Here is a 21955-nt window from a genome sequence, read left to right as displayed (position 1 = left end):
CCGGGGTCAGGCTCCCGTCGCCGCTACGGCGGCGGCGCGCCCTGCCCGACGGCCGAAGAATGAACCGGCACCGAGCTGGGTGCCGCTGGAGTATCCCTTGGCGTCCTGCGCGATGGTGGAGGCGCAGGCGCCGGCGGCGTAGAGCCCGGCAATGGCGGTGCCGTCGTCGCGGAGCACCTCCCCGTCGACCGAGATCGCCAGACCGCCGAGGGTGAAACCGCTGTAGAACGCCTTGCCGAGACTCAGATCGAACACCGCCCATGGGCCGACGTCCTGCGGCTCGAGATACGTTGCCGCCTTGTGGAAGTCGGGGTCCTCGCCGCGTGCCGCATTCGCGTTGTACCTGTCGAGCGAGGACTGTAACCGGCCGGCCGGAATGCCGAGTGCCGCCTCCATCTCGGCGACAGCTTCCCAGCCGTCGATCAACTGAACCAACGGCATCATCGGCATCTCGACATGTCGTGAGTCGACGACGAGGTAGGCGACGCTGTCGGGCTGTTCGAGGACGAAGGCGGAAGTTCGTGCGTGATAAGAGTCTTCGGCGACGAACCGGTCCCCGTTGCGGTTCACGATCAGGCCGGTGAGGAGGGTGGCGGGCGGATATACCGGGGCGGTCATGAATGCCTGGTCCAGGTATCTGGTCGCGGCGCCGACGGATTGACCGAGCCGGATTCCGATGCCGTCGTCATAGGTGCTGCCCAAGGCGAAAACGCGCTCATCGGCCAGTCGAGGCACATGCTGCGCCAGCATCTCGCGGTTCATCACGAATCCGCCGGTGGCCAGGACGACGGACTTCGCCCGCACGGCGCCCGTCTCGCCGAAGTGCTTCCAGGTTGCGCCGACGACCCGGTCATCGTCGACGACGAGAGCGGATATGCCTGTTTCGTAACGGATTTCCACGCCGAGTTCGCCCAGTCGCTCGACGAGAAGCTTGACCACCATGCCCGCGCCGCCGGTATCGCCGGGCACCGGGACCTTGTGACCTCGCGGTGCCGGAACCGCTTGCTCGCGGTACGGCCACACCTGCTCGTTGCCGGTGTACATCAGGCCCTGCGTCTCCGGCTGGATGACGGCCTTGTACGGGTAGTAACTGCGCTCGAACTCGAAGCCCAGGGCCTCCAGCCACCGGAGATGTTCAGCACTGCCCTCGCAGTAGGCGTTGATCAGTTCCGGCACAGGCTCTTTGGAGACCGCGGTCAGATACTTGGCCATCTCGGCGGCGGAGTCGTCCTGGCTGGTTGCCTCCTGGACCGCGGTGCCGCCGCCCAGGTAGAAGTGGCCGCCGGCCATCGCCGTGGTGCCGCCGGCCACCGCGGCCCGCTCAAGTACGAGCACACGCGCGCCCGAGGCAGCAGCTTCGACGGCCGCGCATCCGCCTGCCATGCCGAGCCCGACGACGAGAACGTCGACCTCGTCGGAGAATGACGAAAAACTTTGTGCTGATACTGTTTCCGGAATCATCACGCGCCCGCCGCGGCGGTCTTGATGTACTCGAACATCGCGCGAATCTCGGGGCTGAACTTGCCGAGCTCGATATACGGCACCCCGGCCGACGCGCCGTCGACATAGGCGAAACGCATCAACCCGCCGGACATCTCACCCTCCTGGACGATGGCCAGACCCTGCTCTTGCGCCGACGCCACGGCGGCGTCGAAATCGGCCGGCTCGAAACACACGTGGTGCAGGCCCGGGCCACTGTGAGCCAGGAATTCGGTGTAGATGCTGTTGCCGCGCACCGGTTCGATCAGCTCCAACTGCATGTCGCCCGAGTAGGACAAGGAGATGTGGGCCGTGAAGTCGGCGGGCTCGCCGTGCAGGCGGCAGCTCTCCGGCCCGAACTCGATGTCGGGCATCCGGACCCATGAACCGATCCCGAACTGCTTGCTCAGCAACTGCCCGGTCGCCTCGATGTCCTCGGTGACCCAGGCGATTTGGCAGATCGGTCCATAAGAGACGGTCATGGGTTTCCTTCCGGGGAGCCAGCGCATGGCAGGACGAACCACCTCAAAATAAGCGTCGTCGCTTAATTGGTCAAGCGTCAGTGATTGCAATCTGAAGCCAGAGAACTACACTGAAGCCTGTGAGTCGGTCTGATGCCCGCACCGAGCTGCTCCTCGCCGGTGAGCGCCTGATCGCGGAATCCGGCCCGGAAGTGTCGCTCCGTGACGTCGCGGTGGCTGCCGGGCAGCGGAACAATTCGGCTGTCCACTATCATTTCGGATCGCGAGATGGCTTGATCAAGGCCATCATTGGCCATCGTCAGGCGCCACTGGAACAGGCGCGGCTGGCGCTGCTGGCCGAGCATGAAAGTGCCGGGGAGCCTGACGACAGCATCACCGCCCTGGTGACCATTCTGGTTGAGCCGCTGTTCGACACCCCGTACTCCGATGGGTCGAGCCACTACGCGCGCTTCCTCGAACGCGTGCGCCATCACCCCGTCATGGCTGAACTCACGCTCACGTCGGAGCAGTGGCCGGCCACCCGAATCCTCACCACCCGGCTGCTGCGCGCCCTCGATCACCTACCGGAAGCGCTTCGGCGCCAACGCATGGCGGCGATGGCCTCGGTCATGTACACCCTGCTCGCCGACCATGAACGCCAACTGGATGAGCATCGCGACGCGGCCCGTGGTGCTCTCGGTGAGGCCGAGGCCAGGGACAACATCGTCGCGATGGTCGTCGGTCTGCTCACCGCGCCGATGCCCGCGCTGGCTGACCGCCGCTGAAAACAACGATGGAGGAGCGCATGTCGGTCACGGATCAAGAGCTGACGGAAATCCGGCAGATCGAGGCGGGGGAGAACCCGACGAGGTTCGCCCGCGGCTGGCACTGCCTCGGCCTGATCCGCGACTTCAACGACGGTGCGCCCCATCAGATCGACGCGTTCGGCACGTCATTGGTGGTGTTCGCCGACAGCCAGGGCCGGCTCAACGTGCTCGATGCGTACTGCCGGCACATGGGCGGCAACCTGGCGTACGGCACTGTCAAAGGTGACTCGATCGCGTGCCCGTTCCACGACTGGCGCTGGGGCGGAGACGGCAAGTGCACATTGGTGCCCTACGCCAAACGGACGCCGCGGCTGGCGCGGACCCGCTCCTGGCTGACACTCGAACGCAACGGACAACTGTTCGTGTGGAATGACCCGCAGGGCAGCACCCCGCCGCCGGAAGTCGACATCCCCGAGATCGAGGGGTACGGCACGGACGCCTGGACCGATTGGAGCTGGAACATCCAGTTGATCGAAGGTTCGCACTGCCGCGAGATCATCGACAACAACGTCGACATGGCGCATTTCTTCTACGTGCACTACGCATTTCCCCGGAACTTCAAGAACATCTTCGAAGGTCATGTCGCCACCCAGGTGATGGATTCGACGCCGCGGGACGACATGGTTGTCAGCACCTTCCATGACCCGACGTCCATCCTCTATTCAGAGGCTTCGTATTTCGGGCCTTCCTACATGATCGACCGGCTGCGCAGCGTGGCCAACGGCATGACCGTCGATACCATCCTGATCAACTCGCATTACCCGGTCAGCCCGAACTCGTTCGTTTTGCAGTACGGTGCCATCGTCAAGAAGCTCCCGGGCCTGACCGAAGAGGAAAACGCCGACCTCGCAAGAACTTTCATCGAAGGCGTACAGACCGGCTTCGAACAGGACGTCGAGATCTGGAAGCACAAGGCCCGCATCGACAACCCGCTGCTCACCGAGGAAGACGGGCCGGTGTATCAGCAGCGCCGCTGGTACGAGCAGTTCTATGTCGACGTCGAAGATGTGACGCCGGATATGACGGACCGCTTCGAGTTCGAGATCGACACCACGCATTCCATCGAGAGTTGGGAAGCGGAAGTCGCGGACAATCTGGCTGCTGCAACGTCGAACTGACTGCCGCAACAGGATTCAGTCTTCGTCGGATCGGCTGTGGCCGAGTAGCGCGGCCACCAGGTCGAGTGCGGTGCCGATCTCGGGGGCGCCGCCACCGAGGAGTGGCGCGTAGAGATGCGCGTCGCACATGCGAATGAGTGCCAGGCCGAAAGTGGCGGTGGGTAGCGGCAATTCCATTCGGCCGGCCGCGACCTCCGCGTCGAGGAGTTCGCCGACCAGACGACCTGCGGTCTGCTCGACGAGTCCGGGCAGCAGCATGAGCCGCACGATCAGGAGCGGCTCACGGTGTGACACGTCCTGCAGCGGTTTCGCGTCGACAACGGCGTTCAGGAAGCGGTCCATCACCGCGAGGAGAAATCCGGTACCACCGCGCGATTCGCCCTTGGCTTCCGCCTCCGCGACGACCTCCGCATGGGCTCGGCGAAACGTGCGTTCGGTGGCCTCGGCCAGCACGGTCGCGAGAAGGTCTTCGCGATTTCCGACGAGCCGGTAGAGAGTCGAGCGGCCGATCCCGAGTTCGGTGGCGAGCGCCGACATGTCGACCGGTTCGCCCGCCAGATACAGGCGAGTTGCAGCGTCGACCGCGGCCTGACGGCTCAATGCCGTCCCCAGTCGCGGGGAGTGGGTCGTCGATTCTGCTCCGGACATTTACCCATTATGGGACATTGCGCCGCTGTGTGCCAGTGTGGCACACTTCGCCTATGTGTCCCACGTTGTGGGGCCCAGTACCGCAACCCCCCCCCCACGAGGAAGTTGACATGAGCACGCGATTCGAAGGAAAGACCGCGATCGTCACGGGTGCCAGTCGTGGCATCGGATTCGCCATCGCCCAGCGTCTGGTGGACGAAGGCGCCAAGGTGGTGATCACGGCCCGCAAGCAGGAAGCGTTGGACGCCGCCGTCGAGACCCTCGGTGGACCGGATGTCGCGCTGGCCGTCGCCGGCCGCGGCGACGACACCGAGCATCAGGATGCCGTGGTGGCCAAGGCGATCGAAACCTTCGGCAGTGCCGACCTTTTCGTCAACAACACCGGCATCAACCCGGTGTACGGACCGCTCATGGACATCGACATGGACGCCGCGCGCAAGATTCTCGAAGTCAACGTGTTGTCGGCGCTCTCGTGGGTGCAGAAGGTGAACCGGGCCTGGCAGGGCGAACACGGCGGCGCGATCGTCAACGTCGCATCGATCGCCGGGCTGCGGCCCGCGCCGGGCATCGCCTTCTACGGAGTGTCGAAAGCCGCGGTCATTCACCTCACCGAGGAGCTGGCCGTCGAGCTGGGTCCGAACATCCGCGTCAACGCGGTTGCGCCCGCCGTCGTCAAGACCCGCTTCGCGACCGCGCTCTACGAAGGCCGTGAAGAAGAGGTCAGCGCGCACTATGCGCTCAAACGTCTTGGCGTGCCGGAGGATATCGGTTCGGTGGTGGCGTTCCTGCTGTCGGATGACGCCGGCTGGATGACCGGCCAGACCCTGACGATCGACGGCGGCGTGCTCCTCGGCGGTGGCGTCTGATGGCTGCCGGTGCACATGTCGAACTGCCGGGGCTGGACCTGGATCGCCTCGGCGCGTGGCTGTCGTCCACCGTGCCCGGCGCCGGCGCCACGCTGTCGGCGACGTTGATCGCCGGCGGCAAGTCCAATCTGACTTACCGTGTCACAGACGGTGATTCGTCCTGGATCGTCCGTCGGCCCCCGGTCGGCGAACTGCTCGCCACGGCGCACGACATGAGCCGCGAATACCGGATGATGTCGGCACTGGCGCCCACCGCGGTACCCGTGCCCGTCATGTACGGCTTCTGCGACGACGCATCCGTGCTCGGCGCCCCGTTCTACGTGATGGCCGAAATCGACGGCACGCCATACCGGCAAGCCGCCGAACTGAAGGACCTGGGAGCCGAGCGCACGCGGCGCATCTCTGAGCGGCTCATCGACACGCTGGTCGCGGTGCATTCCGTCGACCCCGCCTCGGTGGGGCTGGCCGACTTCGGCCGGCCCGAAGGCTTCCTCGGGCGCCAGGTCGGCCGGTGGCACAAGCAGTTCCTCGCCGCGCACACCCGGGACCTGCCCGTCATGGAGCAGCTCTATCAGGCTCTGGCGGGGCGGGTTCCGGCCGACTCGGCACCGGGCATCGTGCACGGTGACTACCGGCTGGACAACGTGCTCTTCGACGCCGGGGACCGTCCTGCCGCGGTGATCGACTGGGAACTGGCCACCATCGGCGACTCGCTCACCGACCTGGCCTTGATGGTGGCCTACGGGCGGTTGGCCGCATCGGGCAACGGGGAGGTCTCCGATGTCAGCGAAGCCCCCGGCTTCCTCACCGAACAAGAGATCATCGACCGCTACCGCGCCGGAATCGACCGCCCGCTCGGCGATTTCGGGTTCTACCTGGGCCTCGCCTTCTTCAAGATGGCGGGCATCTTCGAGGGTATCCACTACCGCTACGTCAACGGACAGACCGTCGGTGACGGGTTCTCGTTCGCCGGTGACGCGGTGCACTTCCTGCTGGACGCCGGCCTCAACGCACTCAAGGAGCACTGATATGGAATTCGCCTACGACGCCAAGACCAACGAGATGGTCGCCGAACTCACGGCGTTCATGGAGAGCCACGTCTATCCCGCCGAGAAGACGTTCCACGAGCAGCTTGCCGCGCTGGACAACCGGTGGGCGTGGGACAGCGTCCCGGTGCTCACCGAGTTGCGCTCCGAGGCCCGTCGTCGCGGTTTGTGGAATCTGTTCCTGCCGGGGCAGAAAGGTGCGGGTCTGACCAACCTGCAGTACGCCCCGCTGGCCGAGATCACCGGCCGCAGTATCCAATTGGCACCCGCGGTGTTCAACTGCGCGGCCCCGGACACCGGAAACATGGAGGTGCTCAACGAGTTCGGCACCGAGGAGCAGCAGCGCCGGTGGCTGGAACCGTTGTTGGACGGCGAGATTCGGTCGGCCTTCGCCATGACCGAACCCGACGTGGCAAGCTCGGACGCCACCAACGTCGAGCTGTCCATCGTCCGTGACGGCGACGAGTACGTCATCAACGGTCGCAAGTGGTGGATCACCGGCGCGATGAATCCCAACTGCAAGGTGTTCATCGTCATGGGCAAGACGGATCCCAGCTCGGAACGTCACCGCCAGCAGTCGCAGATCCTCGTTCCTCGCGACACCCCGGGCCTCGAGGTGCTGCGCGGCATGGAGGTGTTCGGGTACGACGACCACGACCATGGCGGGCACGCCGAACTGCGGTTCACCGACGTGCGGGTGCCGGTGTCCAACCTGATCGGTGAGGAGGGCGGCGGGTTCGCCATCGCCCAGGCCCGTCTCGGGCCGGGCCGCATCCACCACTGCATGCGGGCGATCGGCGTCGCCGAGCGCGCCGTCGAGATGATGTGTCAGCGGGCCGCGAGCCGGGTCGCGTTCGGCAAGTCGCTGGCCGAGCAGGGCGTGATCCGCGACTGGATCGCCGAATCCCGTGTCCGCATCGAGCAGCTGCGCCTGCTGGTGCTCAAGACCGCCTGGCTGATGGATACCGTCGGAAATCGCGGCGCGCACACCGAGATTCAGTCCATCAAGATCGCCACGCCCCTCACCGTGCAGTGGATTCTGGACAAGGCCATCCAGGTGCACGGCGCCGGCGGGGTGTCGCAGGACTTCCCGCTCGCGGCCATGTACGCGGGCATCCGCACCCTGCGCTTCGCCGACGGGCCCGACGAGGTGCACAAGAACGCCCTGGCTCGCACGGAGCTCAAGAAGCACCTGGTGAGCTGATCGGGCATGCGGCCACGCTTTATTTGCATCGGAAATGGCGATTAAATAGCGTGGCCGTGTGCGGTTGACCGGTTTCAGTGACGTCGGGCTGCGGATCTTGATCCGGCTCGCCGCCGAAGACGGCCGACAGCGGATTTCGACGCGGCAGATCGCCGAAGACATGCAGATCTCCTACACGCACGCGACCAAAGCGTGCGCGCATCTGGCGGCGGCCGGGTGGCTGGACGCGGACCGCGGTCGCGGCGGCGGGCTTGCCCTCACCGCCACCGGCCGTACCGCCCGCCTGGGCGATGTGGTGCGGTCGCTGGAAGACGACGGTGACACCGAGCTGGTCGACTGCAGCGGGCTGGATTGCCCGCTGCAGTCGGCATGCCGGCTCCGCTCGGCGTTGGCGCAGGCCAAAGCGGCGTTCTATGCGTCGCTGAACACCACCACGGTCGCTGACCTCGCGCAACCGCCGACGAGGAACCTGCTCATCAGCCTCGGCGCACTGACCGCGCAGATCGATTCCCGCGCCGATTGAACCGAACGGCCCGCCGGATCGTGGTACCCGTACACCGCTGCGCAAGGGGATCACGATGCAACTGTCCGCACGCCTGCCCGCCGCTCTCGCCGCGACCGCCGTTGCCGCGGCCGTCATCGCGCCACCGGCGGCCACTGTTCCGGCCGCCGGCCATCCTTCGCCGACTGTGACACGGGAAATCCGTTTGACCGCAACGGTTCCGCCGGGCGGACTGCTCACCAGCTTCGTGAAGAACCAGGGCATCTACTGCTCCATCATCTGTCCACTGCTGGCGCAGACCGTCACGACAGGTGTCACCACCACGCTGCAGGAGCCGGGCGTCTTCCTCGCCGCGCTGCCGGCCAACGGACCGCTCAAGGCCCTCGGCATCGCCGCCGCGTCGATGACGGGACCCACGGCCGCCGCCATGGACAAGGCGATCGACGCCGACGCCGCCATTCCGGCGAAGCGGGCGCTCAACGCCTTCGAGGTCGGCGTGGTGGGCCTGCTCAACATTCCTCCCGCGATCCCCGCCGGCCCGGGCGCGGTGGTCGACGCGTTCCAGCAGTTCCGCCAGCAGACCTACGACGCGCTCAACGCGCCCGTCGTCCGGAACCCGGAGCCGACGGTCATGCCGCGCGGCGTGTTCCAGGTCGCGGTGATCGGCGTCATCAATGTGGTTGCGGCAGTGATCTTCCCGGGCTTCAACTTCTTCCTCGCCGGCGCGTTCCACGTGCCCGATGCCGTGGCTCAGGAACTGGCGAAGAGCGGCAATCCGCTGCGCGCGTTCCTGGCGGGCGTCCAGACCGCGGGGGGCGTGGTGACCAACGCCGTGAACGTCGTGGCCAACGCCGTCGTCACCGAGGCGAACAAGGTCCGCGCCGCGGCGATGCAGCCCGGTGCCTCGACACCGGTGGCGGCGCCGAAGTCCGTCACGACCGCGGCGGTCGCCCCCGGTGTCAGCGTCACCCAGACGACGCCGAAGAAACCGAAGAAGACGTTGCCGGCGCAGACAGTCGGGCAGTTGCCCAACCCGCTGTCCAGTGTGGCAAAGGAGCTGACGAAAGCGACGAAGGCGCTGACGCCCAAGCCCAACGCCAAGCCGAAGCGAGACGACAAGTCCGGAAGTCAGCCCAGCGAACGCGGCGCCCAGGCCGGACTGCCGTCACGGCCGGCCTTGCGTGCCAACCGGTGATTGCGCCCCCGCAGCAGTCGTAGCTGCAACAGCGACTCGGACCAGAATGCCCACCGCGGCGTCGACGTCCAGGTCGAGTCGAACAGCTTCTTGGTTGCGGCCAGTGCGTCGGGCGACCGTTCGATCAGCTGTGCGGCCAGCTCCTCGGCGGCCAGCAGCGGGTCGTCGGCGACGGCGGTGACCAGGCCGTAGCCCAGCGCGTCGGTGCCGGAGAACACCTCCGCGGTCATGGTGAGCCGCTTGGCCACATCCATCGGCAGGAGCTCACGCAGAGTCACCGACCCGGTCATGTCCGGAATCAGGCCCCACCGCGCCTCCATGACCGACAGCTTGCAGTCCGGCGTCGCGATCCGGAAGTCCGCCGCCAGGGCGACCTGCAGTCCGCCGCCGTAACAGTGGCCATGCACGGCCGCGATCACCGGTACCGGCAACTCACGCCAAGCCCAGCAGGCCTTCTGGAACAGGTTCGTCTTCTGTCCGGGGAACTTGCCGAAGTTGCGCACGGCACTCAATCCCTGCAGCTTTGCTCCGGCGAAGTCCAGCCCGGTGCAGAACGCACGCCCGTCGCCACGCAGAATCACGACGCGCACCGAACGGTCGCGAGCCAATCGGCCGGGGACCGTGGCGAGCGCCTCCAGCATCGGCAGATCCAGGCTGTTCATCTTGTCGGCCCGGTTGAGCGTCGCGTAGGCGATGCCATCCCGAACTTCGACGGTGATCCGATCCATTGCCATGGGGGCAGGATAGTGCGGCGCCGGTCAGTACCACGGAACCGCCCGAAGCTGTGGGTATTTCGTGAAAATGGCCAAACGGCCCCATGGCCGAGGAACCCGCCCTACTGTGCAGCGGCAACCCCAACTGCGAAATCCAGCAAACCTGGCGCGGCCCGGACACTTACTCGCGAGACAATTCATTCCGTTTCGCGAAGAGTGTGTCCCAAACCGGAATCGATACGCTACTGTGATCCGCGTGACAGGCGAGGTGCGCGCGACCATGGCGGAACGCCAGCGTGCGAAACGCGCCGAGCTGGTGCGTGAAGAAGTCATCGAAGCGGCATTGGCGGAGTTCGCTGAGCGGGGATATCACCAGACCTCGATCAGTCACATCGCCAAGCGCCTCGGCTCCGGGCACTCGATGTTCTACCGGTACTTCGAGAACAAGCGCGACATCGTCGACCACGCGGTGCGCCAGGTGAACGCCCGCGTGCTCGCCGCGATCGGCGACTCCAGGCCGGGACAGCTGACGTCCATCACCGAATTCCGTGATCACCTTCTGGGCATCGGCATGGCGTACAGCGAACTGCTGGCCGATGAACCGCGGCTGATGCAGTTGATCGTCGTGCAGGCCGCCGGCGTCGACCAGCAGATGACCGAGGAGTTCCAACGTCTCTTCGATGACGGCGCCCGCGTTCTCGCGACCATGCTTCGGGACGGCATCAACCAGGGCTACATCCGGGCCGACGTCGACGTGCGCGCCACCGCCCAGACCATCTGCGCCATCCCGTTCGGTATCGCCCTTCGCTACGGCCAGAAGCTGAGTCGCGAGGAGTTGCTCGCGCAGACCCTGGCAAGCAATGAACTGGTGTGCCGCGGCATCGCCACCGAGTGGCCGGTGTCCGGCAAGGAAGCGGCGGCTCGATGACCGACCAGGCACAACCACGGGGACTGGCGAAGTGGGGCGCCATCGCCGAGGCCATCGACTGGGTCAAGCGCTACCTGCAGAACCATCCGATCGCATCGCTGAGCACCGCCGGTGGGCAGATCGTGCTCGGGTTGCGGACGCTGGAGTATCTGTTCTTCGACATCGTCAAGGGCCGCTTCCAGGTGCGCGAATTCCTGGACCAGGCTGCGTTCATGGCCGGAACCGCCTTCACCCCAACGGTTCTGGTGACCATTCCGATCAGCGTGACCCTCTCGATCCAGTTCGCGTTGCTGGCCGGCCAGGTCGGTGCGTCATCCCTGTCGGGTGCGGCCACCGGGCTCGTTGTCATCCGGCAGGGCGCTCCGCTGGTCGCCTCGCTACTGCTGGCGACGGCCGTCGGTTCGGCCGTCTGCGCGGATCTCGGTTCGCGCACCATGCGTGAGGAAATCTCCGCCATGGAGGTCATGGGCGTGTCCCCGATCCAGCGCCTCGTCGTGCCGCGGCTGGTCGCCCTGGTTCTCATCGGTGTGCTGCTGACCGGCGTCACCAGCTTCGTCGGCTACCTGGCGAGCTACATGTTCAATGTCTATCTGCAGAACGGCACCCCGGGCTCGTTCATCGCGACGTTCTCGTCGTTCTCCACCGTCGGCGACCTCGCGCTGGCGATGGTCAAGGCCGTCGTCTTCGGTGTCATCGTGGCGGTGATCAGTTGCCACAAGGGGCTGGACACCCGCGGCGGTCCGGCCGGTGTGGCCAACTCGGTCAACGCCGCGGTGGTGGAGTCGGTGCTGCTGATGATGATCGTCAACGTGGTGATGAGCCAGCTGTACGTCGTCGTGTTCCCGAAGACGTCGATCTGACATGGCAGCTCCGTCAACATTCACCCCGGGTCTGCTGCGGCCGTTCTCCGCGGTCGGCCGCGGGCTGCTGAAGGGTGCCGGGCGGACCGGGCACATGGTCGAGTTCTTCGGCAAGGTCGTGCTCGCCATGCCGACGATGTGGCTGCGCTACCGCAAGGAACTGCTGCGGCTGCTGTCGGACATCACGTGGGGCAACGGCTCCATCGTGGTGGGCGGCGGCACGCTGAATGTGGCTGGGGTTCTTGGTGTCACGGCCGGGGCGCTGGTCGCGGTCGAGGGCTACAACGCGCTGAACCTGTTGGGGCTGGGGCCCGCCACCGGCTTGGTCTCGTCCTTCGCGACGACCCGAGAACTGGCGCCGGCGATGATCGCGATGGCGTTCATCGCGCAGGCCGGCTGCCGGTTCACCGCGCAGCTGGGTGCCATGCGCATCAACGACGAGATCGACGCGCTGGACACCCTCGGCATCAACTCGGTGGCCTACCTGGTGGCGACGCGGGTGGTGGCCTCGGTCATCGCGGTGGTCCCGCTGTTCCTCGCGGCGCTGGCCCTGGCCTACCTGTCGTGCCAGTTGGTCAGCGTCGTCGCCGGGCAGTCCACGGGTACCTACCTGCACTACTTCGGACTGTTCCTCGAGGGCCGCGACGTGCTGTTCGCCACCGTCAAAGCGGTGATCTTCGTGTTCATCTCGTCGACAATCCAGTGCTACTACGGCTATTTCGCCTCCGGCGGCCCGGCCGGTGTCGGCGTGGCGGCCGGCCGGGCGATGCGCGGCAGCGTCACCGTCGTGATGATCGTCAACATGCTGCTCACCATGGCGCTGTGGGGCGTCATCAGTGGTGCAAGGTTCGGTGGCTGATGGGCAACTCGTTCGACCACGACCCGCGCGGCTCCACCGACCGCAAGCTGGGCGTCATCGGCCTGTGCTTCGCGGTGATCGCCTCGTTCGCCGCGGTCCTCATGGTGGTGAAATCGCAAGGCAAGCTTGACGACTTCGTCCGGGTGGAGCTCAAGCTCATCAACATCGGTGACGGTCTGCCCGAGCGGTCCGACGTCAAGTTCCGCGGTGTCATCGTCGGCATGGTGTCGGCTGTGACGCCGTCGCAGCACGGTCAGCCGAACGTGGTGCACGTCAACATCCAGCCGCAGTTCGCCGCGCAGATCCCCGACAACGTGACCGCGCGCGTGGTGCCCGCCAACATCTTTGCGGTGTCGGCGGTGCAACTGGTGCAGAACGGCGACGGGGCCCGCCCCATCCGTTCCGGTGATGTCGTGCTCGAAGACCAGACCCTGCCCACGGTGCTGTTCCAGAACGTGCTGGCCAAGCTGCGCCAGCTGCTCAAGGCCGTCGGCCAGTCGCCCGACGCCAACAATGTCGGCGTCTTCGCCGCCATTGCCGAGGCCACCCACGGCCGGGGACAGAAGATCACCGACGCCGGCCATGACGTGAACGAGATCATGCGGCAACTGAATACGGTCGTGAAGTCCGACGACACCGGCCCGACGACGTTGTCCGCGCTCAAGGCGGCGGCCGAGAGTCTGCGGACCGTGTCGCCGGAACTGTTCACCGCGCTGGACAGTTCGGTGCAGCCGATGCGGACGTTCGCCGAGAAGCGCACGCAGCTGACCAATTTCCTGTCGGGTGGCCTGAATACCACTGGCACGCTGGGGGATGCCTTCGAGCACCAGAGTGACCGGATGATCCAGGTCAGCACCGGACTGACACCGGCGATCGGTGTGCTGGCCGACCATGCCGGCGAATTCCACGGCGTCTCGACACGATTGCAGGCGCTGGCCAACAAGATCTACGACGAGGGCGTCAATCAGGACACCGGCCACATCATCTGGAAAGCGGTCATCTCGATGAACCCGTCGCGCCAGTACACCCGGGCGGACTGCCCGCGGTACGGCGCGATGGAGGGGCCGAGCTGCAAGACCGCGCCGGAAACCCCGACCGCGCCCGACCTCAAGCCCGGCCTGGAATCGATGGGTATGGCGACCCCACCGTGGGTGACCGAGAACCGTCCCAACATTGCACCGCCGCGCTTTTCGGTTCCGATCGTGCCGGAGTTTCCCGGTCCGCCGGACCCCAACGCGCCACCCGCGCCGCAGGCCGCGCCCGCGCCCGGCCCGGTGGTTGCGCCCGCACCTCCCGGCCCGCCGCTGCCCGCCGAAGCCGGCGCACCCGGCCAGGTTCAGCAGCAGTCCGCGCCGCTCTACGGCGGCACCGTCGGGCCCGTCGGTAGCCAGAACGAGAAGGATCAGTTGAGCCAGATCGTCGGTGGCCCAGCCACATCCGCCACTCAGTTGCTGTTGGGCCCGGTGGCCCGGGGGCAGGACGTGCACGTCGCTCCGATCCCGGAGGGACAGCCATGAAATTGAAGCGCAGCACCGTCGTGTTCCTGACGCTGTTCCTGGTCTTCTCCGTGGCCGTCACCTGGATGGTCTTCGCGACCTTGCAGCGCAACGTCGCGGGACCCACCTCGAGCTATTCGGCGATCTTCAGTGATGTGTCGGGCCTGGCAGAAGGTGACGACGTCCGGGTGGCCGGTGTTCGGGTCGGCCGGGTCGACAAGATCGAGCTGACGCCGGACAACCAGGCCAAGGTCACGTTCCAGGTCCGCAGCAACCAGACGCTGTACACCAACACGCTGGCCTCGGTGACCTACCAGAACATCATCGGACAGCGGTACCTGGGTTTGAGTCAGGGTGAGGGCGACAAGCGCAAACTCGCTGTCGGAGCGCAGATTCCGGAGAGCCGGACCAATCCGTCGTTCGACATCTCCTACATGCTCAACGGTTTCGAGCCGTTGTTCACCGAGCTCGACCCGCAGCAGGTGGACAATCTGACCAACGCCATCATCAAGGCGTTCCAGGGCAACGAGGGCTCGATCCTGACCCTGACGACGCAGGCGTCGGTGCTGACGCAGACACTGGCGGGTCCCGATGCCGCGCTGGGGGATTTGATCGCGAACCTGGACCGGCTGATGACGACACTGGCCGCGCAGAGCGCCAATCTGCAGACGATGCTGCACGAAACCTCGGTGTCGATCGCCGCGCTGAACAGCCGGCGCGACGAGCTGGTCTCGTCGGTGGGCTCGATCACCGCCAACGTCACGCGGCTGTCGGCGATCGTCAACGCGATCACGCCGCAAATGCAGCAGTTCATCGACCGGGAGCCGGGTTTCCTGAAGTACAGCGTGACCGACGGCAAGCAGCGCCTGGCGTACGCGGTGGCCAATGTGCCGTTGCTGCTCAAGGGACTTGCCCGCGCGGGCCAGGAGGGCACCTACATCGACGTCTACGTCTGCGACCTCGATTTCGGGCTGTGGCGCGGTCTGCTCAACTGGTTCCGCCGGTTCGTCGTGGCGGCGACGCCGGGCAACGGCAACGAGACCTGGCACACGGCGGTGTGCCGATGAGCAGCCTGTTCGGTGGCCCCCTCCGCCCGAAGAACATCCCGGGCGGGCGCAAGCGAGTCCTGGAGGACTACAACAAATTCTGGCTCGGCGTCATCGGTCTGACGGTCATCGTCGTCATGGTCGCCGCCGTGGTGCTGGTCAGCATCCTGGACATCGGAAAGAAGCAGTACACCGCCGAGTTCGCCCAGGCCGCGGCGATCAAATCCGGCAATGCGGTGACCATCGCGGGCATCAACGTCGGCGAGGTGCAGAACGTCGAGCTGGCCGGTGATCACGTGGTGGTGACGTTCAAAGCCGACAAGAACGTGCGGCTGGGGACGGAAACACGTGCGGCCATCAAACTCACGACCATCTTGGGTTCGCGGTACCTCGAGATCAGCCCCGCCGGTGCGGGCCATCTCGCCGGCAACACCATCAAATTGAGTCATACCGAGGTGCCGTATGACTTGCAGAAGACGCTCGAGGGTGCGACCAGCACGCTGTCGCCGCTCGATGCGGACAAGATCGCCGAGTCGGTGCGGGTGATGAGCGGCAGCCTGCAGGGGGTGCCCGACGCACTACCGGAAGCGCTGACCAATCTGAACTCACTGGCCGGGGTCATCCAGTCCCGCCGCGACCAGATCGGCACGCTGATCACCAACGCCGACACCATCGCGGCGCTGTTGCATCGGCAGAAGGCCGACCTTGGCGCACTTGTGTTGCAGGGCAACCAGATTCTCGGGGAGATCACCACCCGGCGGGCTGCGATGCAACGGCTGTTCGACGGCGTGACACTGCTTGCCGACCGGGCCCACACGCTCTTGGCCAACGAGCCGCAACTCGACGCCTTGATCGCCAACCTGCACGAGTTCGCCAAGCTGCTCGCTGACCACGACGCTCTGGTCCGCAGCATCCTGCAGGTCGCGCCGATCACCGCACGCAACATCGCCAACCTGACCGGTAGCGGTAACGGTGCCGACATCACCCTGCCCGCGGGCATCATGGTCGACTCCTGGATGTGCGCCATCAGCGGCCGGGCCCGGCAGTTCAACATCGTCGAATACTTCAAGGACTGCAAATGAGTAAGCGCGCCTTGATGATCGGGGCGATCGCCGTGATTGTGATCGTCGCACTGGTGACGACCGCGGCCGCCGTGGCGCCGCGCATCTGGCAACGCAACATCACCGTGACGGCGCACTTCCAGGACGCCGTCGGGTTGTATCCCGGCAACGCGGTGTCGGTGCTCGGCATGCAGGTGGGCAAGGTCGACTCGGTGGTGAACAAGGGTGGCTACATCGAGGTCACCATGGACATCGACAAGAAGATCCCGATCCCCAGCGACGTCACGGCCGCCACCGTCTCCGCCTCGATCCTCACCGATCGGCACGTCGAGCTGACCCCGCCCTACCGTGGCGGGAACAAGCTGCGCGACGGCGACCTGATCGCGTTGGGCCACACCAGGACTCCGGTCGAATTCGACAAGACGCTGTCGATGATCGACAAACTGGGTACCGCCCTCAAGGGCAACCCGCAGGGCGGTGGCCCGCTGGGCGATCTGGTGGATCTGGGGTCTCGGATCAGCTCTGAGAACAGCGCCCAGATCAAGTCCACGTTGACCAAGTTGTCGGAGGCCCTCAAGGTCGGTCCCGATGGTGGTGCCAAGACCGAGAAGAACCTGCAGGAGATCATTCGCAGTGTCTCGGACCTGACCCAGTCCGCGGCCGAGAACGATGACGCCGTCCGCAAGTTCGGCAACAATGTGCACCAACTGAGCGACATCCTTGCCGACCAGAATCTGGGGTCGGGGCGCACCGGAGCCAAGGCCAACGAGATCCTCGAAGAGGTCAGCGGGTTGCTCGAGCGCCATCGCGACCAGCTCAAGGGCGCGTTCGGCGACCTGGACCCAGTGGTGCGGTCCCTTTCGGACAACAAGCGCGAATTGGAAGAGACGCTGGATGTCCTGCCGCTGGCCCTGGACAACGTCTACAACGTCCTGGACCCGGTGGGCGGCAGCATCCGCGGACATCTCTTGACCGACAAGTTGTTGGCGTACAACCAGCTGAACAAGGAACTCTGCAACCTGATGGGCCTGAAGCAATTGGGCTGTGCCACCGGCACGTTGCAGGACTACGGCCCCGACTTCGGCTTGACCTCGATGATGGATTTGATGGCCAACGGTATCGGCCCGTCGGGTCAGGGCGAGCCGCCCAAGCAGGGGGCTGCCGCAACCACGACGGCGCCTGCGCCCGCTGCCCCCGCGCCGGGAGGGCCGACGCGATGAGCGTGAAATCCGTTGTGCGCGGCGCGCGCTGGGCCGGGGTTCTCGGCGGTGTCGTGCTGATGACCGGCTGCGCCGCGGGCCTGGACAGTGTGCCGTTGCCGTCCCCGGGATCCCGGGGCGGGACCTACGAACTCAACGCGGTGTTCACCGACGCGCTGAACCTGCCGTCGAAGGCGAAGGTGCGCCTGTACGGCGCGGACATCGGTGAGGTCACGTCGATCGACGCCGTGGACTTCACCGCGAAGGTGTCCATGCGGATCCGCCAGGACGTACCGCTGCCGGTGGGCAGTACGGCCGAATTGCGTTCGGCCACACCGCTCGGCGACGTATTCCTGCAGATTCGCCCGCCGGACGACAAGGGGGACGGCGGTGCGCTGCTGCGGGGCGGTGACACCATCCCGTTGGGGTCGACGGCGGCGGCACCGACGGTCGAGGAACTCCTCAACTCGCTGGCCATGCTGGTCAACGGCGGTGCCATTCGCGCGCTGACCACCGATGTCAACGGCGCCGGCCGGGTGGTCGGCGGGCGCGGCGAGAAGCTGGCCGCGCTCATCTCGGAAACCAACCAGTTCCTGTCGAAGATGTCGGCGCGGACGGCGCAGCTGGACGCGACGTTGCGCAGCACGTCGAACATGGCGGCCGAGGTCGCCCGGCACCAGCAGAGCATCGACACCGCGCTGGCCGCCGGCGCCCCCGCGCTGGCGGTCATCTCCGACAACACCACGCGGATCATGGACGTGGTGGACAACGTCGGCCGGATCACGCGGCAGCTGTCCAAGTTTCCGTCGATGCAGGGCACCGACACCCGCAGTGTCGCGGCCGACGTGAACAAGCTATCGGCGGTGTTCAACGAGATCGCCATGGACCCGAACATCTCGCTGACCGCCTTCAACCGGCTCATCGGCATCCTGGTCAAGGCCACCACCTCTACCGCGGTGCACGTGGAGGCGGAGATCTCGAGAATCGCGATCGGTGCGCTGCCCGACAAGAACTACGCGGGCGACCCCGGTATCCACGGACCCGACGGCACCGACTGGCACCTGATGATCGGCAGCCTGCGTTACGAGTGGAACATGCTGCTCGGCCGCATCTACGGATCGGACCGAACCCGATGAACGCGCTGAACAGCCTGGTGGCGTTCATCATTCGGATCGTCAAGGCGGTGGCGAGCCGCAAGGTGGTGCTGGCGCTGTTCGGCCTGCTGCTCACCGCGGTGATCGCCTTCGGCTACATCGCGATCGACGGCCTGCGGTTCAACCCGTTCCACCGGACCATCGCCATCCGGATCATGCTGCCCGAATCCGGTGGCCTGCTGGCCAATCAGGATGTCACGTTGCGTGGCATCCCGATCGGCCACGTCGCGGCGGTCAACCTCACCAAGACCGGCGTCGAGGCGGTCGCCTCGGTCGACGCGTCGGCGCACATCCCGACCGACAGCCCGGTGCGGGTCTCCGGCCTGTCGGCGGCGGGGGAGCAGTACCTGGACTTCCGGCCCGAGCACGGCGGCGGCCCGTATCTCACTGATGGCGCGGTCATTTCGGGCAAGCAGGCCAGCATCCCGGTGACCTTGCCGCACATCATCGACCACAGCCGCGGCGCGCTGGCGCAGCTCGACGCCGACAAGCTCGGCAAGATGTTCAACGAGCTGCACGTCACCAAGGATGGCCCGCGCAAGCTGGCCGCGATCCTGGACGGTGCCAGCTTGTTGGCCAACACCGTGGATTCGGTGTTGCCCGAGACCGTGAGCATGATTCGCACCACCCGCGTCGTGTTCAGCACCGTCGCCGACGTCCGCCCGGGCCTGGCGGCCACCACCAACGACCTGACCAAGGTGCTCGACGGCGTGAACAAGATGGATGGCGGTTTCCGCACCCTCGTCGAGCGCGGTGAGCCACAGCTGGCGACGCTGGACAACCTGATTGCGGACAACCGGCAGAACGTGGTGCAGATCCTCGGCAACCTGACCACGACTTCGCAGGTGATCTATCAACGCATTCCGGGCCTGGAGTACATCTGGCGGCCGGATCGGGACCCGTTCATCGACCGCTTCGCGTCCGTCGTCCACGATGGCGGTGTCTGGGCGATCGGTGACATCTACCCGAAGTACCGGTGCGACTACAACCTGCCGCGGCACGCCCCGTCGGACGCGAGTTTCCCCGAGCCGTACAAGTACACCTACTGTGAGGATCAGGATCCATCGCTGTTGGTTCGCGGCGCCCGCAACGCGCCACGGCCACCGGGTGACGACACTGCCGGTCCGCCGCCGGGATATGACCCCCACGCGGTGACCGACAAGACGCCGCACTACCCGGGCTACACGATCGACACCCCGTACGGCGGTGCGGCGTACCCGTACCCGATGCCGAACTGACGGTCCACGAGACACGCGAGAAGTGATGAGTAAACGAACTGCAAGTACCGACGTATTCGACCAGGTGCACGACACCGAAACCGAAGCGGCCGAAGCGCCGGTCGAGTCCGATGCCGCCGATGTGACGGAGACGGATGCGGCCGTGGAGAGCGCGGAACCCGCCGCGGTCGAGAAGCGGCGGGTCGGTCTGGCCGCGGTGGTGTGCGCGTTGCTGTTCACGATTCTGGTGGCAGCACTGGGCTTCCTGGGCTGGCGGCAGTACGAGCAGTACCGGGTCAACGCCGCGAGTGACGCGGCACTGCAGGCCGCGAAGGACTACGCCGTGGTGCTGACGACGTTGGACGCCAAGAACATCGATGAGAATTACCGCAAGTCGCTCGATGGTTCCACCGGCGAGTTCAAGGACGCCTACAGCCAGGGCGCCACGCAACTGCGGCAGGTGCTGATCGACAACAAGGCCTCCGGAACGGGCATCGTCGTCGCGGCGGCAGTCAAGTCAGCGACGCCCGACAAGGTCGAGGTGCTGCTGTTCGTCGACCAGTCGATCACCAACGCGAACAACCCGAGCCCACGCATCGACCGCAACCGCATCGACATGACCATGGACAAGGTCGGCGACCGCTGGCTGGCCAGCAGGGTCGAAATCCTGTGACCGACAAGGAGACCGACATCACCGACGTGGACGTGGACGAGGCCCTCGAGGTCGAGTCACCCACGCCGGCGGATGCCGCCGAGCCCAAGGCCCCGAAGACGTATGCCGTCCGGCGCAGCCTCTGCTGGGCCGTGGCCGTCGTGATCATCGCGCTGTCGGCCGCGGCGGGCACCGCGTGGGCATTGGTATACGCCCAGCAGCAACGTGACGCCGAGGCCGCAGAAGCTCTCACAGCAGCGCGCGCATACGCCGTCACGCTGACCACCACCGACCAGAACACGATCGACAAGAACTTCGCCGATGTCCTGGGTGGGGCGACGGGTGAGTTCAAGGACGCCTACAGCAAGGCCGCGGCGACCATGCGAAAGATGTTGATCGACAACAAGGTCAGCACGACGGGTGTGGTCGAGGACTCTGCGGTCAAGGACGTGCGGGGCGACGACGTCGACGTGCTGCTTTCGGTGAAGCAGGACGTCACCAGTGCCGGGGTCAAAGAGAAGCGGACCGATTACGTCAGCGTGTCGATGACGATGCGCAAGGTGGGAGACAGGTGGCTGGCGGCCGAGGTGCTGCTTGCCGGAGCGGACGGTAAACGTGGCAAGTAGAGTCCGGGCGGCCCTGGCTGCCGTGGGTGCAACAGTGGTCGCGACGACGTGTTTGACTGGCGCGCCCGTCGCCCATGCGGCCATCGACAGTTTCTGCTCGCAACTCGGCGCGGTCTGGGACGGCGGTGCCTGCACTGCCGTCGTCAAATCCCAGCGAGAAGCCGAAATGCTGCTGTCCCTGCGGGTTCCGGCCGAACTGATCGACAACCCGACCGCCGGGCCGGTATTGCGTGACTACTACACGCGGCTGTTCAACGGCTGGCGCGCCACCGGCAACACCACGCCACGGGATAGCAGTGCGCGCGCCGACTACGAGATCATTCCCGGGCCCGGGGGCCTGCAGTCGGTGGTCGTCCACGAGACGTTCGAGCCTTTCGGCATCCAGTCCAACAACGCGTACCGGTCTTTCCTCTTCGACATGAACAGCGGCCGCCGGCTGTACCTGCCCGATCTGTTCCGGCCGGGAGTCAATGCGAACCAGGCGGTTTCGGCTGCCGCCGCGCCGATCCTGCCGCCGGTGCTCGACGCCGCCGCGCCGCCGCACGCGCCGGGCACCTATCCGTTCACCGTGGAGGAGTTCCAGCCCGACGGCGACGGTCCGGGTTACTCGGGCAACTACCGTGCCTTCGCGCTGACCGGTGATTCACTGCGCCTCTACATGCCGGACCAGCCGATGTCTCGCGAAAGCCCAAGCCCACGAGACCGATTCAGTTGGTCCATGGACGGTGGCACCGTCGTCGCCAATGTGCCGCTGGCGTCGTTGGCGGGTCAGCTCAAGCCGCAGTACGGCGGCTGAGC

At 66.0% G+C, this 21955-nt stretch carries 23 protein-coding genes; 19 read left to right on the top strand and 4 right to left on the bottom strand.

Annotated elements, in window-relative coordinates:
• Positions 1-6: 6 nt before the first annotated feature.
• Positions 7-1461 carry an FAD-binding protein gene (locus ACJH6J_RS04005; RefSeq protein ID WP_406803564.1) on the bottom strand — a complete coding sequence of 485 codons (1455 nt, stop codon included), beginning with the start codon at positions 1459-1461 and terminating at the stop codon, positions 7-9.
• On the bottom strand, positions 1461-1961 hold the full coding sequence (locus tag ACJH6J_RS04000; protein WP_406803547.1) for a VOC family protein: 501 nt from the start codon (positions 1959-1961) through the stop codon (positions 1461-1463). Before ACJH6J_RS04000 ends, ACJH6J_RS04005 begins: the two co-directional genes overlap by 1 nt.
• A gap of 119 nt (positions 1962-2080) precedes the next feature.
• Between ACJH6J_RS04000 and ACJH6J_RS03995 the strand changes: the two genes are divergently transcribed.
• The gene (locus tag ACJH6J_RS03995; RefSeq protein WP_406803546.1) at positions 2081-2725 is read left to right on the top strand and encodes a TetR family transcriptional regulator; all 645 of its coding nucleotides are present in this window, start codon (positions 2081-2083) and stop codon (positions 2723-2725) included.
• Between the two features lie 20 nt (positions 2726-2745).
• A complete protein-coding gene (locus tag ACJH6J_RS03990) occupies positions 2746-3885 on the top strand; it encodes a Rieske 2Fe-2S domain-containing protein (RefSeq protein WP_406803545.1) in 1140 nt (379 codons plus the stop codon).
• A gap of 15 nt (positions 3886-3900) precedes the next feature.
• Here the strand turns inward: ACJH6J_RS03990 and ACJH6J_RS03985 are convergent, their stop codons facing one another.
• Positions 3901-4533, bottom strand: coding sequence for a QsdR family transcriptional regulator (locus ACJH6J_RS03985; RefSeq protein WP_406774159.1), 633 nt, complete (start codon positions 4531-4533; stop codon positions 3901-3903).
• A gap of 110 nt (positions 4534-4643) precedes the next feature.
• Between ACJH6J_RS03985 and ACJH6J_RS03980 the strand changes: the two genes are divergently transcribed.
• From ACJH6J_RS03980 to ACJH6J_RS03960, 5 genes are read left to right on the top strand one after another with little or no spacing between them, the layout of a single operon-like run.
• Positions 4644-5399 (top strand): SDR family oxidoreductase, encoded by a 756-nt coding sequence (locus ACJH6J_RS03980; protein WP_212806520.1) that lies wholly within the window; start codon positions 4644-4646, stop codon positions 5397-5399.
• A complete protein-coding gene (locus ACJH6J_RS03975) occupies positions 5399-6427 on the top strand; it encodes a phosphotransferase family protein (RefSeq protein ID WP_406803544.1) in 1029 nt (342 codons plus the stop codon). Before ACJH6J_RS03980 ends, ACJH6J_RS03975 begins: the two co-directional genes overlap by 1 nt.
• A 1-nt stretch (position 6428) precedes the next feature.
• Positions 6429-7649, top strand: a complete 1221-nt coding sequence (locus ACJH6J_RS03970; RefSeq protein ID WP_318984158.1) for an acyl-CoA dehydrogenase family protein — start codon at positions 6429-6431, stop codon at positions 7647-7649.
• Positions 7650-7707: 58 nt separating this feature from the next.
• Positions 7708-8172: an RrF2 family transcriptional regulator gene (locus ACJH6J_RS03965; protein WP_406803543.1), complete on the top strand. Its 465-nt coding sequence runs from the start codon at positions 7708-7710 to the stop codon at positions 8170-8172.
• 55 nt (positions 8173-8227) lie between these two features.
• A complete protein-coding gene (locus ACJH6J_RS03960) occupies positions 8228-9346 on the top strand; it encodes a hypothetical protein (RefSeq protein WP_406803542.1) in 1119 nt (372 codons plus the stop codon).
• Here the strand turns inward: ACJH6J_RS03960 and ACJH6J_RS03955 are convergent.
• Positions 9280-10074, bottom strand: coding sequence for a crotonase/enoyl-CoA hydratase family protein (locus ACJH6J_RS03955; protein ID WP_406803563.1), 795 nt, complete (start codon positions 10072-10074; stop codon positions 9280-9282). The two genes, ACJH6J_RS03960 and ACJH6J_RS03955, sit on opposite strands and share 67 nt — an antisense overlap.
• A 265-nt stretch (positions 10075-10339) precedes the next feature.
• Here ACJH6J_RS03955 and ACJH6J_RS03950 point away from each other — a divergent pair, with 265 nt between their 5' ends.
• From ACJH6J_RS03950 to ACJH6J_RS03895, 12 genes are read left to right on the top strand one after another with little or no spacing between them, the layout of a single operon-like run.
• On the top strand, positions 10340-10987 hold the full coding sequence (locus tag ACJH6J_RS03950) for a TetR/AcrR family transcriptional regulator (protein ID WP_406803562.1): 648 nt from the start codon (positions 10340-10342) through the stop codon (positions 10985-10987).
• Positions 10984-11847, top strand: coding sequence for an ABC transporter permease (locus ACJH6J_RS03945; RefSeq protein ID WP_208103616.1), 864 nt, complete (start codon positions 10984-10986; stop codon positions 11845-11847). The genes ACJH6J_RS03950 and ACJH6J_RS03945 overlap by 4 nt, the downstream gene beginning before the upstream one ends.
• A 1-nt stretch (position 11848) precedes the next feature.
• On the top strand, positions 11849-12706 hold the full coding sequence (locus ACJH6J_RS03940) for an MlaE family ABC transporter permease (protein ID WP_406774164.1): 858 nt from the start codon (positions 11849-11851) through the stop codon (positions 12704-12706).
• Positions 12706-14223 (top strand): MlaD family protein, encoded by a 1518-nt coding sequence (locus ACJH6J_RS03935; RefSeq protein WP_406803541.1) that lies wholly within the window; start codon positions 12706-12708, stop codon positions 14221-14223. Before ACJH6J_RS03940 ends, ACJH6J_RS03935 begins: the two co-directional genes overlap by 1 nt.
• Positions 14220-15269 (top strand): MlaD family protein, encoded by a 1050-nt coding sequence (locus ACJH6J_RS03930; protein ID WP_212806512.1) that lies wholly within the window; start codon positions 14220-14222, stop codon positions 15267-15269. The genes ACJH6J_RS03935 and ACJH6J_RS03930 overlap by 4 nt, the downstream gene beginning before the upstream one ends.
• Positions 15266-16330, top strand: a complete 1065-nt coding sequence (locus tag ACJH6J_RS03925) for an MCE family protein (RefSeq protein WP_212806511.1) — start codon at positions 15266-15268, stop codon at positions 16328-16330. The genes ACJH6J_RS03930 and ACJH6J_RS03925 overlap by 4 nt, the downstream gene beginning before the upstream one ends.
• Entirely contained in the window at positions 16327-17529 is a 1203-nt protein-coding gene (locus ACJH6J_RS03920) for an MCE family protein (protein ID WP_406803540.1), read from the top strand. The genes ACJH6J_RS03925 and ACJH6J_RS03920 overlap by 4 nt, the downstream gene beginning before the upstream one ends.
• Positions 17526-18644: an MCE family protein gene (locus tag ACJH6J_RS03915; RefSeq protein WP_318984162.1), complete on the top strand. Its 1119-nt coding sequence runs from the start codon at positions 17526-17528 to the stop codon at positions 18642-18644. Before ACJH6J_RS03920 ends, ACJH6J_RS03915 begins: the two co-directional genes overlap by 4 nt.
• The gene (locus ACJH6J_RS03910) at positions 18641-19900 is read left to right on the top strand and encodes an MlaD family protein (RefSeq protein ID WP_212806509.1); all 1260 of its coding nucleotides are present in this window, start codon (positions 18641-18643) and stop codon (positions 19898-19900) included. Before ACJH6J_RS03915 ends, ACJH6J_RS03910 begins: the two co-directional genes overlap by 4 nt.
• 25 nt (positions 19901-19925) lie before the next feature.
• Positions 19926-20552: an Mce protein gene (locus tag ACJH6J_RS03905; RefSeq protein ID WP_406803539.1), complete on the top strand. Its 627-nt coding sequence runs from the start codon at positions 19926-19928 to the stop codon at positions 20550-20552.
• On the top strand, positions 20549-21157 hold the full coding sequence (locus tag ACJH6J_RS03900; RefSeq protein ID WP_406803538.1) for an Mce protein: 609 nt from the start codon (positions 20549-20551) through the stop codon (positions 21155-21157). The genes ACJH6J_RS03905 and ACJH6J_RS03900 overlap by 4 nt, the downstream gene beginning before the upstream one ends.
• On the top strand, positions 21147-21953 hold the full coding sequence (locus ACJH6J_RS03895; protein WP_406803537.1) for a hypothetical protein: 807 nt from the start codon (positions 21147-21149) through the stop codon (positions 21951-21953). The genes ACJH6J_RS03900 and ACJH6J_RS03895 overlap by 11 nt, the downstream gene beginning before the upstream one ends.
• Positions 21954-21955 lie beyond the last annotated feature (2 nt).

Source organism: Mycobacterium sp. SMC-18, from assembly GCF_045310895.1.
Classification (GTDB): domain Bacteria; phylum Actinomycetota; class Actinomycetes; order Mycobacteriales; family Mycobacteriaceae; genus Mycobacterium.
The sequence above is the reverse complement of the archived record's forward strand: the minus strand, read 5'-3'. Positions and strand labels throughout refer to the sequence as shown.